Here is an 18,044-nt window from a genome sequence, read left to right on the forward strand (position 1 = left end):
TGTTTAGACTGCTTTTGCTTGCATCTCAGTTGTGTTATCCTGATCCGAATTGGAACGGCGGGAGAACATCAGGGTAATGGAGCAGACCAGAGCGAAAGCGATCAGCATGATGAAGGCAGTGGCATATGATCCTCCGGAGGCTTCAACCAAGAAACCGATTAGCATCGGAGTCAGAAAACCTGCAAGCTGAGCACCTGTGTTAATAAATCCATTGGCTGTCGCGACGACAGATTCGGGCATCGTTTTAAGGGACTTCGAAATGATCAGTGTCGAGATAAATCCGGCCATTGCCGTAACGATCGTCATGTACGTAATGAATGTGGTGATGCTGCCCGCTGAGCCCATCAGATACAGGAACAGGGCAACAAGTACAGCGAACACAGAAGCGATAATTCGATCTTTGCCAGCGGGGATACGGTCAAGCACATAGCCACTGAGAATCATGGTGAAAATGCTGACTAAAGCCGGAATGGCGGCGAGCATTCCCATTTGAGTCATATCCAGTCCTCTGACATTGACCATGTACGTCGGCATCCAGGATTGAAGTCCCCAGTTCACTGCATAAATGCTGAAGTAGCTGATGAACAAATTCCAGATCATGGGCGTCTTCAGGACGGTTTTAAGCGACGTTTTAGGTTGTTGGCCCGAGCCGGAGGTCGCAAGTGCAGGCTTGGCGGGTTCTTTTAATAAAAAGAACATCATGGCTGTGATAAGGATGCCCACCGCACCAATGATATAGAAAAGGTTGCGCCAGCCAATAGTCACAAGGGCATGTCCGGTTAGAATCGGAGTGACAACCCCCATAATGGCTGCGGATGACAGCATAATGGACATGGCTCCACTGCGCTGATTAATGGGAAAGTTCGTGGCGATGGCCTTGGAACCGGAAGGGAAGAAGCTGCCTTCTCCGATCCCAAATAGGAAACGAACAAAGATAAGAGAGAACAACGACCAGGCTGAACCAGTCAGAATAGTGAATACGGACCACGAGAACAAGGAAACGAGAATAACTTTCCGATAACCGAAACGGTCGGCGAGTGCTCCGCCTGGAATTTGCATAATGGCATATCCGAGAAAAAAGCTACTGAGGATGATTCCTTGGGCGGAAGCACCTAGACCCAGATCCTGAGTAATGCCTACAATGGCATAGTTGATGACGAAGCGATCCAGGTTGCCAAGACACCAGCCGAGAAACAAGAGCGTGAGAACAATGTACTTGAAGTGTTTACTGTGCATGATTTTAGACATCGCGTTACCTTCTTTCTCATCGAATGTTAACTAAATTTCTGTGTTGCTTTAAAGTTACAGTATGTAGGGGTTTCAAGACAATGTATATCTCTGTATAATTATCTTATTCATGATGTGAAAACCTACATTGACAGGGGGCGACTGCGTTGAATGGAATCTTACATAAAATCATGCAGGAACGCTTGGGGAATTGCGATTATGAGGTATGGATCAGCAGTAACTGGGCGGATTGGGTACTAATTGAAACGCTAGGCAAAAGAGAAAGTACACCGCCTTGGTTTGCAGAACATCTTCCACTGCAACACCCCAAAGTAGAACGGGAATCAGAAAATGTTATGTTAGTTTTCCTTCCATACAATAACAATGTATGTGTGGCTATCCGCGTGTTTAAAAACAGGGAGTTTTCTACGGAAGATTTAGTTACACTGTCGTCTTTGCTTTACCCATACTATACGGAAGCTGTGGCAAACAAGAATGAACGGGCCTTGAATGAAATCATGAACAGCATTAGGGATGTGACTCAACTTCTGGATTTGAACGAGTTGCTTGGACGGATTTTGGTAAGCGCACTTTCGGTTATCCCTTATGAGTGCATAGGTGTTTTGTGGAGGTATGACCCTGCCATCGATGCATTAACGGTTAAGGCACGAGCAGGGGAGATGGGCGAAGGCATGCTGAGAATGAAGCTGAAACCAGGTGAAGGGATCATCGGGAACACCTTTAAGCGAGGTACACCAAAGCTTTACAACGGTTTATCTACAGTAGAAGACGACTTTGGCAATATGACATTGGACAACAAATATCATCTAAATTCGGCGTACAATTTCCAAAATATAGGTTCAATCATTTCGGTGCCTATCAAGGTGGAAGGCCAATCGGATTGTGTGTTAATCGTTTATCAAAAAGGGCGGGTCCCGCTATTCACGGAGTCGGATGTTAGGCTACTGCAAAGTTTTGCCGATCAGGTTTCGATTGCAATTACGAATGCCAAACTGTACGAGAATCTGAGCAAACAGAACGCGACACTTATCAAGCGGGATGAGATTCACTCCTCGCTCATGCGGCTTTCGCTGCAAAATAAGGGCGCGGTATCTATCGTTAACGAACTGACACGTGTTATTGGCGTACCGATGACCTTTGTGGATTTTATCGACAACGAATGGATTCCGAAACGCAGCAAAGTCTTGAATGGCTGGAATACGGAAAGTCTGCGCAGATTGTACGAATCTTTGCACCATCCGGATTATCTGACGTGTATCGAGGGAGAGGCCGACCGGTTATATCAATATCTATATCCGATTGCCTCAGCCAATCAGTGCCTTGGTTATCTCATTATCCAGATGAACACACTGCTCGAACCATTACAGTTGATTGCGCTGGAGCAGGGAAGCTCTATTTTGGCCCTGGAATTGATGCGCAAGCAGTCCTTAGCCGAATTTTATTTCAAAAAAACACAGCAATTTTTCAACGATCTGAGGCTCAGTCAGGATTCGGAGGATTACTGGCAGAAGTCCGGGGAGATTGGAATTGTTCCTTCAACCTCCATCGTGGTGGGACTGTTGGAGTTTGCGGAGTGGGTCAATCCTGCTACGCTTAGCGCGTTGTCTGTTCAATTGGTAACGTATCTAAGAGAGAAAATGCCAGCAGGCGCGCTGCCCATTGCGTTTGGCAATGAAAGACGAATTACAGTATTACTTGTGCTGGTGGAATCGTACAAGCCCGGCAAACTGGAACAACAATTCAGCGCATTGCTGCCGGAGTGGGAACATCGTAATCACGTGAAGTTGCTGGGGGGATTAAGTTCCGTGCGCTCTGGAGTCGATGCCATTAATACCGGATACCAGGAAGCGGACAAGGCGCTTGCATACCAGAAGACAAGAGGAGAACAGGGGACGATCCGATATACGGATATTGGTATTAACCGTTTGTTTATCCGGCAACCGGCTGAGGATCTGAATGCGTTTATGGCAGAGATATTTGAGCCGCTTCGGCCTGCCAAAGGGCAGACCAGCGGACTAGAGGAAACCCTCATGACGTATATGGCGTGTGGAGGTTCTGCAGTTCAAGCTGCAGCAGGGCTTCACATTCATATCAATACTTTGTATCAGCGTATTCATAAAATCGAAGAGATACTGGGCATGTCCCTGAGTAATCAGGAGCATCTGCTCCATCTGCAACTGGCCTGCTATCTAAGGCAGACATATCGTTCACCGTGATTTTCAAATCAACTAACTCAAGCTCATGAATCAAACGTGTTACCCACATAATGGAAAGAGTGAATATGCGTTTTGGTGAGTTCGATCACGTTTTTGATAAATGACTCGCGTGACTCACGATATCCGCTTAATATCCAATTGTTCAACAGTCCAAAAAAACCGTAAGCGGTATAGTACTTGAAATAATCCATGTTAACTGGGGAGTTGTTGATTGTCTCGAAGACAAACTGCTCCTCATAGATTTTGAGTATCGTTTGTGGAAAACCTGTATGTAGACCGGGTAACGTATCATCGTATTGAATCAGTTCAAAGAAGTCACGATGCTCATAGATGTAATCCACGATTTGAAAAGATTCAGCATCCAGCTTGTTGGTCAAGACCTTTTGACCGTGCCAATAGGGTTTACCCACCGCGCCCCTCAATCCTTCGAGTGTCATAGTCAACAACTCTTCGGCGAGAATGTATTTATCCTGGTAGTGTAAATAAAATGTGCTGCGATTATAGCCCGCCTGATCCACGATGTCTTTGACAGAAACACCATGGAATCCTTTTTTCTTAATGAGCTGAATTAGAGCAATTTTCAGGTGCTCTTTGGTTCGATTACGATGTTGAGCTGTCACAGTAAGTTCATCATTCATTCAAAAAAACTCCTATAAATATAGACATAGTTTTATAAAGTGTCTACGAGGTAGACACTTGGTCATATCTTAATGATTGGATTGTTACAATTTTAAGCATAGAATTAGTTTTGTAAACATCATATAGCACTATTTATATAGGCGCTATTCAAAATATTATACTGGGGGATTTATTCATGGGCAAACTTCAAGATAAAGTTGCAGTCATCACAGGAGGAGCATCCGGGATTGGTGCAGCGACAGCTCGCTTATTCGTTTCCGAAGGAGCTAAAGTGGTCTTGGTGGATCTGAATGAAGAAAAAGGCAAGGCGTTCGAGCAGGAACTGAAAGCGCTTAAAGCAGAGGCTCTCTTTATTAAAGCAAACATAACGAGTGAAGAAGAGGTTTCTGAGATTTTTAAACAAACTGTAGCAGCATTCGGTCAAGTGGATATCGTATTCAACAATGCAGGAATCGGACGTGTTCATCCGACACATGAGCTTGACTATGCAGAATGGCGCAATACGGTCAATGTTGATCTGGACGGCGTATTCTTGGTCGCTCGTGAATCGATTCGCGAAATGCTCAAAATTGGCGGAGGTACAATCGTCAACACAGCTTCCATGTACGGATGGGTTGGTTCGCCTGGCTCTGCAGCCTACAATGCAGCTAAAGGCGGAGTAGTGAACCTGACTCGTTCGCTCGCGCTCGAGTATGCTGAGCAAAATATTCGGGTGAACTCCCTTTGCCCAGGCTTCATCGACACACCGATTATCCCGGAAGAGAGTAAGCAAGCACTGTCTGCGGCAACACCAATGAAACGTCTGGGTCAAGCAGATGAAATGGCGAAAGCCGTTCTGTTCCTAGCTAGTGACGATTCTTCATATATGACAGGAAATAGTCTGATCGTAGACGGAGGATACACCGCTCAATAAGAGCAGCAGTTGTTCGAAGTACAAGAACATAGTCCCATTAAAAGTCGCTATTATTATAGCGGCTTTTTTTATTTTATCGGAAAAGTGCATCTTCCATGCCAAAGAAAACTAGCAAACAACGAGTTTAGCTATTCATAATAGATGGCTTCATAAGGAAACTCTAACTTATTCATGCGATATTCTTTGGGAGACATGGACATATATTGACGAAACACTTTGCCGAAATAGCTTGGACTCTCAAAGCCGCATTGTTGGCCAATTTGGGAAATTGGAAGTTCGGTCGTGCGGAGTAGTCGGATTGCAACTTCAATCCGTCTGTCTTTGAGATAAGCTAAGGGTGAAGTTTTCTCGGATTTCTGAAATAACCTGCACAAGTAGTGTTTATTGATATCACAATGGCTGGCGAGCAGATCCAGCGTCAATGGGGATGCATAATTCTCTCGGATGAACTTTTTACATTTCTCGATTGTTGTTATGGAAAGGGCACCGATATCCCTCTCCGCATCCCGACTTGTCTGCACCAAAATAAGCAACCAACGATAGACTTGCATGGACAAGCGATACTTGTCCGTAACTTTATCTTGATGAATCAAATGGATGATCTGCCATAACTCTTGAATCAAGGGGGAATCCGCGTTTCGTAGAATGACACGCCCCTCATTATCATGAATCATATCCCAAATTCGGTTGGCTTCATCCCCACGAATGTTGATCCAAATAAATTCCCATGGTTCGTTATTCTCTTGCTTATAGTAATAGCAGTGTTCTCCTGCGATTTTAACAAGTAATGCATGTCCCTTAGGTAAAGGGAGCGTTTGATTGTCAATATCAAGATAACCTTGTCCATTAAGCGTGTATTGAAAAACAACGTGCCCCGGATCCGGTCTATTGTCACTTGGACAACGATATTCCTCGCTTGAGACGATCTGCCATCCAATAGAGTCCAGTGTCATGATTGATGTATCGTCATTACGAAAAGCATAAGAGACCGTATGAACCATCTTTCATCCCCTTCCTAAAAAAGTCAATTATATTATATAATACGTCACATTTTTTAGATTGTCTGTCTTTTTTTAGACCTGTAAGATAAATGTAAGCGGTAACATATGAAGGAGGTGACTGTAATTTGTGTTCAATTGACAACAAGCAGGGCAGATCGAACTGATGATTCTAAAAAATTATTTTTAGATAAGGAGGACTTAATCCAATGAACCGAAGAAATGGTTCCATCCAGAAATCGATATTTGTATCTTTATTAGCGCTCCTTATGGTCATTTCACTGGTCATCCCCCCGGCGCCAGCGCGTGCAGAGTCATCAAGCAGCCTGCCCGGTCGCCAAGGAGAATATCTTAACCGAGGTCTGGTTGCGGTTCTTGTAGACAACGGCGTTTTTTTAAGCTGGAGGTATCTGAACAATGATCCGGATGATATCGCTTTCAATATATATAAAAATGGAACCAAAGTGAACGCTTCGCCTATAAGCGATGTGACGAACTATGTAGACACCACTGGTTTCGACAGCTCACAATATCAGATCTCCACCGTTATTGCGGGCAAGGAGCAAATGCAGCCGGAGGTTGCATCGGTCTGGCACAACGATTATCTGCCTATTCCGCTGGATAAACCAGCCGACGGACGGACCAAAGACGGTGGAACCTATACGTATTACGCAGGTGACGCTTCCGTAGCTGACTTGGACGGCGATGGCGAATATGAAATCGTCTTCCTGTGGAGTCCGAGCAATTCCAAGGACAACTCGCAGGCAGGTTATACCGGCAATGTGTATATCGATGCCATCAAACTGGACGGCACCAAGCTGTGGAGGATTGACCTGGGAGTCAACATCCGCGCCGGAGCGCATTATACACAGTTAATGGTGTATGATCTCGATGGCAACGGAAAGGCCGAGGTGGTTGTGAAGACGGCGGACGGCACGAAGGACGGCCAAGGTACGGTCATTGGTGACGGGACGAAGGATTATCGCAACGAGGGCGGATACATACTGTCAGGGCCGGAATATCTCACCCTGTTTGATGGTGAGACCGGAGCGGCCGTATCCACCGTGGACTACGATCCACCAAGAGGCAACGTCAGCGATTGGGGTGACGGCTACGGTAACCGTGTAGACCGGTTCCTTGGCGCAATTGCTTATCTGGATGGCACGAAGCCAAGTGTCGTGATGAGCCGGGGATATTATACCCGTACAGTACTTGTTGCTTATGATTATGTTGGCGGGGAACTCGTCAAACGCTGGACGTTCGACACGAACGAAGCAGGATCACAATATCAATCACAGGGCAACCATAATTTAAGTGTGCTGGATGCCGATAATGACGGCAAGGACGAAATTATGTTTGGCGCCTTGGCGATAGACGATGATGGCAGCTTGCTTTACAGCACCGGACTCGGCCACGGCGACGCCATGCACGCCGGTCAGCTCGATCCGAACCGGGAGGGCTACCAGGTCGTAAGCGTGCATGAGCATTCGGATGCGGCATACGGACTGGAGATGCGCGATGCGGCAACAGGTGAAATTCTTTGGGGTGAGAAAACAGGTTTTGACACGGGTCGTGGCATGTCAGCGGACATTGATCCGAACTATCCAGGATACGAATCATGGGCCACAACCATTACCAACGGGCAAAGTGTTCCTGTAACCAATACCTACTCAGCAGCTGGAGAGGCTATCTACACTGCGGAAGAAGGACCAAAAACCGCAAACTTTGCGATCTGGTGGGATGGAGATCTTCAGCGGGAGCTGTTTGACCATGAGTGGGATAACAGTACCGCGAAAGGAATTCCACTCATTTATAAGTGGGATTACGAGAACAAAAAGCTGGATGAAATCTTCCGAGCAACCGGTACATTAACGAACAACCATACCAAAGGAAATCCGGCGCTTCAGGCGGATATTCTGGGGGACTGGCGTGAGGAACTTTTGCTGCGGAGCGAAGATAGTTCAGAGTATCGTCTCTATACGACGACCATTCCTACAGACTATCGCATCCCTACGCTGATGCAGGACCCTGTGTATCGACTTGGCGTAGCTTGGCAAAATGTAGCCTACAACCAGCCGCCTCATACCGGCTTTTATCTTGGAGCGGAAGCTACAGCATTCCCTAAAGCCAATCTGGCGCTGACTCGCGAAGCAGAAATGCCGGAGCCGGTTTACCGCTTTGATTTCGGTACAGAGACAGCTTCAGGAAATACGGCTATACAAGACACATTATATACACAAGAGACGGGATACGGCTTCAAGGATACAAGCGGTGTTACCGTAGGAGTAAATGAGGTTTCGGTCGCGACAGGCACGACATTTGCTGTTGATCTGCCCAATGCCAACTATAAGGTAACGTTACGATTGGGCAATGATGCGCATGACTCGAACGTCGGGGTCAAATCCGAATTCGTTCAGAAGCTCGCTGTAACGAATGTGACAGTGGGAACACCGCTGGAGTATTCCTATGATGTTGCATTGGTGGATGGACAGCTCGATCTTCTCTTCACCGGTACAGCCATAGACATCCAAGACGTCATCATCGAGAAATATCCAGAGAAAGCGGCTGGTGCGGCAACAACGATCTATATGGCTGGTGATTCAACCATGCAATCTTATAGTGAAGCGCAGGCTCCTCAAGAAGGATGGGGCCAGCAGTTCGGACGTTATTTCTCCAATGGGGCAGTCGTCGTGAACGATGCGATCGGCGGTCGTAGCAGTAAATCCTTTATGGTAGACGGTCGTTTGGATACGATCCTGCAACGAATTAAGCCGGGGGACTTCTTCTTCATTTCCTTTGGTCATAACGATGCCAGTGCAGGGATACCGGACCGGTATGCATCCCCTGAGGATTATAAGACCTACTTAGCTCGTTATGTAAACGGTGCCAAACAGCGCGGCGCTACACCTGTATTGCTCACTCCGGTTGGACGCCGAGATTTCAACACGGTGACTCAAGAATTCAACGTCAGCTTCCCGGCATACGTGCAGGCTGCCAAAGAAGTGGCGGAGGAGCTTGACGTGCCGCTGATTGATCTGAGCAAGTTAAGTATTGCGTACTATGACAAAATTGGTAATACAGCTACGGAAAAAGTATTCCTTTATGCTAATCCGGGTGAATATCCAAAATACCCGAATGGGATCAACGATAATACGCATTTCAGCAGTTATGGTGCCCAGAAAATTGCCGGACTTGTTGCCGGTGCGGTCAAAGACATGGAGCTAAGCATTTCATCACTGGTTATCGACCCGGATCTTTCCGAGCCAGAACCAGAGCCGGAAATCCAACTCTATGAGGAGGATTTTGAAGGCGATGCTGCTAACTACCAGTATGCAATGGTCAATGCCACGGGTATTGCAGGAACCATGACAGGAACCGTTGTTGACCAGTCCGGAAATAAGGTACTGTCCGTCGCGGGTTCCGGATCGGGCAATCGGGCCAAGGTGTTCCGTCTGTTCGATGCCGTAAACGGCGATCAGGTGAACGTGAACTTTGACTGGCAATCCGGTAATGTGAGTGCCTATCCATCAGAAGGTCATCTCACGGTCCAGGATTCGAACGAAAATGCCCTTTTCACACTGTTTACGAAAACCGGAAGCACCAAAATTCATTATTTTGTCGGTGCATATAATCCGGACTACGGCACAGGGGATACGGCCATACCTGAAGGGGGAACGGCTACAGATATTTCCAAGAACCAGTGGGTCAATGTGGATGCTACCGTTAATTTTGCCGAGAAAACATTGGATCTGACATTAACGAACCTAGCGGATCCGACAGTTACCCAAACGATTGCAGATATCTCACTGAGTTCAGCCGCATATGCGGACAACGTCAGATCCATGCGGTTCCTGGGAACAAGAAAAGGCGGTGGAGGCACGTTGAACTGGACTACCCAGATCGACAACGTGCGAATTGAAGGCACGCAGCTCTCTTCGGAGGGTGGCGATCAGACTGCATTGATCGCTCTGTACGATGAGATCAAAGCAATTGATCTATCGGATTATACAGATGCATCGAAGGCTGTGGTGAACCGGGCTTTGGCAGCTGCAGAAGCCATTTTCAATACGGAAGCTACCCAAGCTCAAGTTGACCATGTGTTTAACATGTTAACTGTCGCGAAGGATTCATTAACAAGTGAACCGGGCGAAGAGTTAAGTGAATACAAATTTGACTTTGGTTCTGGCGACGCAGCCGACGGATACATCAAAGTAGATGCCAAAAGAGCGTACATCGAAGGTAACGGGTACGGATTTTCCGATACTGCGCTGACCAAAGATGAGAACCGGGAAACTGGAGATTCGCTCAAGGAAGATTTCACACGGGTAAACGGTACCTCTTTCCTGGCAGAGATGGAACCGGCCAATTACAGAGTAACGATGACCATCGGGGATGCGGAGGAATCAACCAGCGCGAATGTCGTTGTAGAGCAGATGACAAAGCTGCCGCTTACAAGCATTGCCAAGGGCGAATTCAAAGAAATCACGTATGACATTGCCCTAATTGATGGGGTATTTAACTTCAACTTCACCGGAAATGCACCGAAGATCAATGCGCTGAAGCTGGAGCGACTGCCAGATCACAGTGCAAGCGATAAACCTGTTATTTATTTGGCCAGCGATTCCACTGTGGCCAATTACGCGGAGAACTATCGTCCGCAAGCGGGCTGGGGAGAAACGTTAGGTGGATTTTTTGATCCAAATGAAATCAGTATTGATAACCGGGCAGTTGGAGGTTTGAGCAGCAAGACCTTCCTGGTCGGCGGATATCTCAACGATATTTTACTCGACATTCATGAAGGCGATTATCTGTTCATGCAGTGGTCTCATAACGATTCCACACCTTCACGTCCAGAGCGTTATCTGACACCAGAGCAATTTAAGGTATATCTGAAAGAATACATTAACGGTGCTCTGCAGAGAGGGGCAATTCCAGTTCTGGTCACGCCAGTGAATCGTCGTGATTTTACCGGAGAGGTGCTGAACAAGAGCTTCCCGGAATACGTAAAGGCGATGAAAGAAACAGCACAGGAAACAGACACGCTCATCATTGATCTGAACCAAGCCAGTTGGGAGCATTTCCAGGAGCTTGGCACAGAAGGAACCAAATCGATATTCATGTGGGTAGGTACAACCGAAGATAATACACATTTGCAAATGAACGGTGCAATCAAGGTGTCTGAACTCGTGGCACGTCTTGTGAAGGAATTGAATATACCTTTATCTGACTTTGTTACGCTGGAAGGGGAATCTCCGGAGCAGGAAGCCCCGCATACCACGGCAACTGTGGAAGGAGAATCGAAGAACGACTGGTATACTTCTCCAGTACAAGTAACCTTTGCAGCAACTGATGAAGATTCCGAGATCGAAGGGACCTATTATCAAATTAATGGTGGCGAAACGGTGAGTGGCACACAGTTGACCCTAACTGAAGAAGGAACACATACCATCACCTACTGGAGCGTTGATGTTGACGGTAACAAAGAGAGTGAACAGTCTTTGTCCATATCCATTGATCTCGTACCTCCAACCATTGAAATTCATGGTCAAACCGAGTACACCATTGATCAGCACGTGGAAATTGGCTATACAGCCTCCGATACGGGTTCTGGTGTGGCAGAACCGGAGGGTGTGCTCCTGGACACTCCGGCATATACACTGGAGCCCGGCCTAAACCACGTTACGGCAATCGTCTCCGATTTGGCTGGGTGGGAACAGACGGTAGAATATAGTTTTGCGGTTATTGCAACATTCGACAGCCTGATCAATCTGACCAACGCCTTTGCAGATGAATCGATCGATCCTAATGCCGGCGCTCTTGCTGATCAGCTTGCGAACACGTTACAACAGGCCAAACAGGCAGCAAACGATCGTGAAGGAGCAAAAGCGCGTCAACTTCTTGCATCCTACGGTAATGACGTTCAAGCAGCTCGAGGAACCGTATTCTCGGATGAGCAGGCAGATGTGCTGCTTAAGTGGCAGGAATGGCTCCATCAGGGAACGCCACTAGCGAACGGGGCGCCTGGCACTCCGGTGTTATCTGATAACAATGGTTACGACACGGGTCTCAAAGACGGCGACTACACAATCACGATGAATCTATGGTGGGGAAATAACGGCAATCAGTTCAAACTGTATGAGAATGGAGAATTGATTAAGGAAATTTCTCTGGTCGATCAATCCCCGTCCGCCCAATCTGTTCAAGTTGATATTACTGGAAAGAAAAATGGTACCTATGTCTATACTGGAGAATTGATCAATGCACTGGGTAAAACCATGAGCGTTCCGCTGACAGTCATCGTCACGGATGCTTCCCCGGGGCAAGCCGTTCTGTCGAACGACAACTGGGACGGTGACGGCAACTTTAATGTCACCATGAATCTGTGGTGGGGAACAAATGCAACCGAATACGAACTTTACGAAAATGGTGTTTTGATTGACACTCAATCGCTGCAATCTCACTCTCCTGGTGCACAGTCTGCGGTTACTGCAATCTCTGGAAAGGCACCTGGAATCTACGAGTATGAAGCTGTACTTCGTAATTCTTCAGGGGAAACCAGATCACACAAATTAAATGTGACTGTAAGAGAGTAGGCTGAAATGTTTGAGGCATTCCCTTAACAACAAGTGATTGGAATTGACGTAAGGTAAGCCTATAAAAAGTGCTATTCCTCATCATTTTGAGGAGTAGCCTTTTTTATATGCACTCAGCATGAAAGCGTTTGACTTATTTGAATATCAATCTATAATGATGAAAGGAAATTGGACTTGGTCGAGGCCTATGGAGAAAACGATAACCGGCATAGCTGTATGTATATTCACAGCAAGCTTCCATACGCAGGAGGCTTGCTGTTTCATTTTCAGAAGGAGAATCGGTCCCCATGACACTCAAAAAAAGAATCTTTTTACTGTTCTTTCTCAGTGCGTTTATCCCCTTTATCAGCATATTTGCGATCTCTTACTATACGATTGACTCCATTTTCGCAAATAAGATCGATGATGGCATTCGCAGCAATTTACAGCAGGTGACATCTTCATTGGAGAATTCCATCACCAATCTGAATCACGTTACACAGCAATTGTCTTACGGTGGTACTGTAGGCAAAAGGTTGGATGAATTTTTGAATCCATCCTCCGATATCTTCGAATTAATCGAGGCCAGAGACGAATTAAAGAGCGAGTTAAGTGTGGTCACGTTTACCAATCCGAATATCGGATTGACCTTATATTATTTCCAGAAAGAAGGCACTACGCAGTTCGGCAATTTTCCGATTAAGGATCATTTCTCTCCGGAGTCTTTGCCGGTGCTCTTCCAAACCTATGGCATTAAGTATTATGGTCCCCATATCAGCATGAACCGGTTTGATGACCAACTTGTTCTGTCTGCTGTGCGAAAAGTACAACTGCCCAAAAGGGACGACGTGTACATATACGTAGAATCCGGCTTTCGCCTTACACAGGATATCTTGGGTTACAATCAATACAATGGCGCATTATCTCATCTCATTCTGGATGGTACAGGAAACATTGTGTACAGTGAAATACCGGAGGCCATGAAGGTCGGGGAAAATTTCTCCAGCTTAACGGTCGATCCTGCCAAGGACGGAATATCCCGTGGGTATCACTGGTTCAAGGAGGATTCCTCACAGAAATGGAGCGTCGTATCGGTCATTTCGCAGGCTCAGTATCAACAGGAGAAAAACCAGTGGTTGCTTCAAATATTGCTGGTCGCTTTATTTTTCCTCGGCTTTACTGTGTTTCTTGCTTGGCTTCTGTGGAAGATGGTCTACAAACCACTCGGCCTGTTCCATTCGGAAATCAACGGGATGTCCAAAAATCCACAAAGGACAGTGAGCCGAGCTCGCACTCAGATTCCCGAATTTGATTTTCTGTTGGGTGAATTTTCGAATATGCAGCATCAAATTGGTGACCTCTTCACGGAAGTGCAGCAGAAAGAGAAGATTCGTGCAGACCTGGAAGTGGAAAAGCTGCTCTATCAGATCAACCCGCACTTTCTAATGAATACGCTGGATACAGTGCACTGGCTGGCCGTCATGAACGGACAAGGGGAGATCGACAAGCTGGTGCAATCATTGAACAAGCTACTCTATTACAATCTAGGCAAATTAGGGCAAGTATCCACAATGGAAGAGGAGATCGATGCGCTAAGGCAGTATCTGATTTTGCAGCAAATTCGCTATGACTTTGAATTCGACGTCCGCATTACTGCAGATGAGCAAGTGCTTCAAATTCCTGTGCCCCGATTTATTCTGCAACCGCTAGTTGAAAATTCGCTATATCATGGATTGAGTGACGAAGGGTTTATTCAAATTGAAGTGACATGCACTGCAACGCTGAACATTATGATCCAAGATAATGGAGCAGGTATGACCGAGGAAACCATTCATAATCTGCTGAACAATCGTGTAGCTGAGCATCAAAAAGTAGGAATGGGTATCGGACTCAATTACGTTCACCGCATGTTGAAGGCGCAGTACGGGGATCAAGCACAACTGGTGATCGAGAGTGAATTGGGAACAGGGACAAGCATACTGCTTGTATTGCCTATTAAAGGAGAAGATATCTCGTCATGATTAAGGTATTGATTGTAGATGATGATAAGCTGGTACGCAAAGGCATTAGCTCTGCGATGCCATGGAACGAGTTCAACATGGAGGTTGTAGGAGAAGCCAGCAACGGAGCGAAAGCACTGGATTTCCTGAAATCCCAACCGGTCGATCTGATGTTGACGGATCTTGCGATGCCGGTCATGTCGGGGATTGAACTGATGCGAGCTGCGAGGAAGCTCTATCCTGAACTTCATATCGTTGTGTTAACACTGCATCAGGATTTCGATTATATTCAGGAAGCGCTCAGGCTGGGAGCCATCGACTATATAGCCAAAGTGCAACTGGAGAAAGAACAATTCGAACATGTTCTGGATCGAATACATACCCGAATTAGCGGGTTGACGAACACGATCAGAAAGATGCCTACACTGAATGAGATTAATGTCCATTATCCCAATGTGTATGCACTTGTTTCACAGGATCGCAAAATCGAACATAAGTGGCCAATGGAGCTAACTGCACTTGAAGATGAGATAAGGTGGGAGGTTGATCGTAATAGCTGCATGTGGGCTGCATCCCCTTCAGAAGAGGATCAACTATTTCATCAATTGAAGGAATCCCTGGATCAAATCCCCCAAAGTACGTTATTGGTTTTGACGGATGTACAAGATCGCACGTGGTCGCAAATCAAAAGCTGGATTATGCATTATACAGAGATGTCTTTATTCTATGCGTACAACCCCAATAACCAAGTTATTGCTGTTTCGATGAATGAGGCAGATACATTTTCAAAAGAACCGCAGGATGAAGACATTGACCGGATTAAGCAAAGTTGGTTCCAAACACCTTGGACCCACCATGACAGTTACTACAACCAACTTGTTGACCAGTTCAAATCATTACGATTACATAAAGGTCATTTGATGGGATTGCTGTATTCGATCGTGATGGAGTGGAACCACCTTTTTGCCCAAACTACCCTTGGAAGAATCTCGATGATCCATTCTTTCGAGTCTTGGTATGAGGTTGAAGAATGGATCAAGCAGACAGCTGCCGGCATTCGCAAGGCCGATGAACAGACTTCATATTCACAGGAAATTATCGATGCCGTGAAAAAAGCGGTGATGATTGTGCAGCAGGATTTGGAGCAGGCCTATACGGCCTCAGGTCTCTCCCAACAACTCAATATCAGCCGAAGTTATTTCAGTCAATGTTTCAAAGATCTGATGGGGAAAACCTTTAATGAGTACTCCCGATTCATCCGGGTAGAGAAGTCCAAAGAGTATTTGCTCAATACCAACAACACGATTTTCTGGATTGCGGAGCGAGTGGGGTATACGGATGAGAAATATTTCAGCCGGATTTTTCGCGAACTGACAGGTCTTCTGCCAAGCGAGTATCGGCAGCTAGGTAAAGGAAATAAATAGCCGCCAGCTTCCTAATTAGGAGCTGCCGGCTTTTGTTTTTAATCAAAAATAAGAGTAGTTAGACAAATGTAGTTCAGTAGGTAGGGTAAATGTTCACAAACTAAACCATGCTTTATCATACCAACTGAAAACTGTAACCATTTCTCTATCCAAACGGACGTGTAATCCCTATCTCGATGAGCCTTCACTCCATTTTATAATGAAAGCGTAAACATAATTGATATTCAGAATAAAGGGGAATCGAACTAGATGAGAACAAAATGGTCTATGAAAAGCAAGCTGTTGACAAAACGTCTGTCCGTGCTGTCCATGTCCGCCTTGATGGTTGCAACCCTTGCGGCATGTGGGAGTTCTTCCAATCCTCCTACTGCAGAGGAAGCAGGCAAATATGAGGTAACGCCAGGTGATCCGTTCAGTGCCTATAAGGATGAGATTAACGTAACCATGGGAAGGGTAACCACAGCCAACCCGAAACTGCCGGCTGGTGATACCTATGAGAACAACGCCTATACGCGGCTGGTCAAAGACACGTTTAACGCTCAGATTACAGACCAATTTGAAGCCAATGGTGAAGATTATAGCCGTCAGGTTTCGCTCGCCATCGCATCCGGGGAATTGCCTGACATGATGCGCGTCGATTCCAAAGATGAACTGAAAGAGCTGGTGGATAATGACCTGATTGAGGATCTGACAGCCATCTATGATCAATATGCCACGGATAACATCAAGCAGATGTACGATTCCTATGATGGACGTGCATTAGACAATGCGACGATTGATGGACGTTTGATGGGCCTTCCGGCGACTTCTCTGGATTCCGCACCAACGATGGTTTGGGTCCGTCAAGATTGGCTGGATCTGCTGGGGATTCAACTGGATGCAGACGGAGACGGCGCCCTTTCACTGGATGAAGTGGAGCAAACCGTACTGGAATTCCTGAAAAGAGATCCTGGCCAATCCGGAAATCCGGTAGGTATTCCATTTGTGAACACGATGAACACAACAGATTATAATGGCTCTGCTTATACCATGATGGGTGTGGCCTCAACCGAGGGAGCCTTTCCGCAATATTGGATGAATGGTGAAGACGGCAAAATCGTGTATGGTTCCACAACAGAAGAAACGAAGAAAATGCTGGGCACCATGGCGGATTGGTTCAAGAATGGTATCATTGACCCGCAATTCGGAACCCGCACGTTTGATGATATTACCGCACTCTACGCCAATGGTCAAAGCGGTATCGCCTTTGGTCCGTGGCATATCCCTGACTGGGGACTGATCAGTGCAAAACAGATGGATAAGAATGCGAAATTCTCGGCTTATACACTGGAGGATGCAAACGGCAAGGTCAACGTGGCACATGCCAATCCATCCAATCAGTTTATCGTGGTGAGAAAGGGATATGAACATCCTGAACTGGCCGTTAAGATTGTTAACCTGTTCTACGATAAACTGGCCAATGATAAAAATGTCGCAACAACCATGCCGGAGGCTGCCAAGTATCAGGAGACCGGGGTAGACGGTTCCACAAGACCGTTTAATATTGAAGTCAATTCGGCTACATCACTGCTGGATGATTACTCTGACGTGGTTCGTGGGATTAAAGGAGAAATTTCCCTGGATGAGGTTCGCACAACCGAATCGAAAAACAATATCGGAAGCATCAAAACCTATTTGAGTGACATGGATACGGATGATGTAACGGCTTGGTCGAAATATCATTCACGGATCAACGGAGTTGGACTGATCGACAAACTGACACAGGAAAACAAATTCGTCTGGATGACACCTGCTTTCTCTGGCACTACACCAAGTATGAAACAGACGTGGGCCAATCTGACGAAGTTGGAACAGGAATCGTTTATCAAAATCGTAACGGGTTCAGAACCGCTCGATTACTTCGATACATTCGTCAGTAACTGGAAGAAACAAGGTGGTGATCAAGTCATTCAGGAAATTGAAGACGAGATCGCATCCAAACAATAAACATCCATGAACAGTGGCAGGGCTGCGATACGCAGCCTTTCTTCAACG

At 46.3% G+C, this 18,044-nt stretch carries 9 protein-coding genes; 6 read left to right on the forward strand and 3 right to left on the reverse strand.

Annotated features, from left to right (window positions below; genetic code table 11):
• Nucleotides 1-3: 3 nt before the first annotated feature.
• On the reverse strand, nt 4-1,248 hold the full coding sequence (locus tag NYE45_RS15580) for an MFS transporter (protein ID WP_340013032.1): 1,245 nt from the start codon (nt 1,246-1,248) through the stop codon (nt 4-6).
• A gap of 146 nt (nt 1,249-1,394) precedes the next feature.
• On the opposite strand from NYE45_RS15580, the gene NYE45_RS15585 reads away from it, so the two are divergent.
• Entirely contained in the window at nt 1,395-3,464 is a 2,070-nt protein-coding gene (locus NYE45_RS15585) for a helix-turn-helix domain-containing protein (RefSeq protein ID WP_340013033.1), read from the forward strand.
• Between the two features lie 23 nt (nt 3,465-3,487).
• Here the strand turns inward: NYE45_RS15585 and NYE45_RS15590 are convergent, their stop codons facing one another.
• The gene (locus NYE45_RS15590) at nt 3,488-4,102 is read right to left on the reverse strand and encodes a TetR/AcrR family transcriptional regulator (RefSeq protein ID WP_340013034.1); all 615 of its coding nucleotides are present in this window, start codon (nt 4,100-4,102) and stop codon (nt 3,488-3,490) included.
• Nucleotides 4,103-4,278: 176 nt separating this feature from the next.
• Between NYE45_RS15590 and NYE45_RS15595 the strand changes: the two genes are divergently transcribed.
• On the forward strand, nt 4,279-5,016 hold the full coding sequence (locus NYE45_RS15595; protein WP_340013035.1) for an SDR family NAD(P)-dependent oxidoreductase: 738 nt from the start codon (nt 4,279-4,281) through the stop codon (nt 5,014-5,016).
• A 128-nt stretch (nt 5,017-5,144) separates the two neighbouring features.
• Here the strand turns inward: NYE45_RS15595 and NYE45_RS15600 are convergent, their stop codons facing one another.
• Nucleotides 5,145-6,017, reverse strand: coding sequence for an AraC family transcriptional regulator (locus NYE45_RS15600; protein ID WP_340013036.1), 873 nt, complete (start codon nt 6,015-6,017; stop codon nt 5,145-5,147).
• Between the two features lie 206 nt (nt 6,018-6,223).
• On the opposite strand from NYE45_RS15600, the gene NYE45_RS15605 reads away from it, so the two are divergent.
• The 4 genes from NYE45_RS15605 to NYE45_RS15620 all read left to right on the forward strand — a co-directional run bounded on the left by NYE45_RS15605 (nt 6,224) and on the right by NYE45_RS15620 (nt 17,996).
• The gene (locus NYE45_RS15605; RefSeq protein ID WP_340013037.1) at nt 6,224-12,607 is read left to right on the forward strand and encodes a GDSL-type esterase/lipase family protein; all 6,384 of its coding nucleotides are present in this window, start codon (nt 6,224-6,226) and stop codon (nt 12,605-12,607) included.
• A gap of 287 nt (nt 12,608-12,894) precedes the next feature.
• Nucleotides 12,895-14,607, forward strand: coding sequence for a histidine kinase (locus NYE45_RS15610; protein WP_340013039.1), 1,713 nt, complete (start codon nt 12,895-12,897; stop codon nt 14,605-14,607).
• Nucleotides 14,604-16,010, forward strand: a complete 1,407-nt coding sequence (locus NYE45_RS15615; RefSeq protein ID WP_340013040.1) for a response regulator — start codon at nt 14,604-14,606, stop codon at nt 16,008-16,010. The genes NYE45_RS15610 and NYE45_RS15615 overlap by 4 nt, the downstream gene beginning before the upstream one ends.
• A gap of 249 nt (nt 16,011-16,259) precedes the next feature.
• Nucleotides 16,260-17,996 (forward strand): sugar ABC transporter substrate-binding protein, encoded by a 1,737-nt coding sequence (locus tag NYE45_RS15620; protein ID WP_340013042.1) that lies wholly within the window; start codon nt 16,260-16,262, stop codon nt 17,994-17,996.
• The last annotated feature ends 48 nt before the right edge of the window (nt 17,997-18,044 follow it).

It is taken from the genome of Paenibacillus sp. FSL K6-1318, from assembly GCF_037976905.1.
GTDB lineage: Bacteria > Bacillota > Bacilli > Paenibacillales > Paenibacillaceae > Paenibacillus > Paenibacillus amylolyticus_A.